Annotated in this window: 1 protein-coding gene; it reads right to left on the bottom strand. The window is 67.2% G+C overall.

The features are described 5' to 3' along the window. Window positions 1-511: DUF5801 repeats-in-toxin domain-containing protein (locus AC1DZP_RS36360; protein WP_477309194.1), on the bottom strand; the 511-nt coding region annotated here is incomplete at both ends.

Raw genomic sequence — 511 nt, 5'->3', positions numbered from 1 at the left:
GCCAGCCCGGAGTTCGCCTGCGTCACCGACAAGGCATAGGTGGTCGTYCCGGCGCCGTCGGCGCCATAGTTCGACGTCACCGTCACGATCGCCGCAGCGCTCGTGGCCGTCATCAGCGCCGGGTTCAGCACCCCGTCCGTCGTCGCACCGTTGTTGGTCTCGTCAAGCGTCACCGAGCTGCCGACAACCGCACTCGTGATCGACGGGCCGTCATCCAGGAAGGTCACCGCGCCGCCGACGTTGATCACGCCGGTGCTTGCCGTRTCGCCATCCGCATCCGTCACCGTCGCCGTCACGCCGATCTTGCCGGCCAGCGTCAGCGCATCGTTGTAGGCCGCCGCCGTCGAACCATCGACCAGGTGCTCCAGCGCGACGTTCTGCACCACCGTCAGCTTGCCGTCCGAGCCGATCGACACCGTGAACGCCGTGTGCGTCGCACCGTCGTTGTACTGGCCCTCGATCGTGTTGCCGACCTGCACCAGCGTGATCGCATGATCGCCCTGTGCCGTTG

Source organism: Mesorhizobium sp. P2_F8 (assembly GCF_056403655.1).
This window is presented reverse-complemented; position numbering and strand designations above follow the sequence as displayed.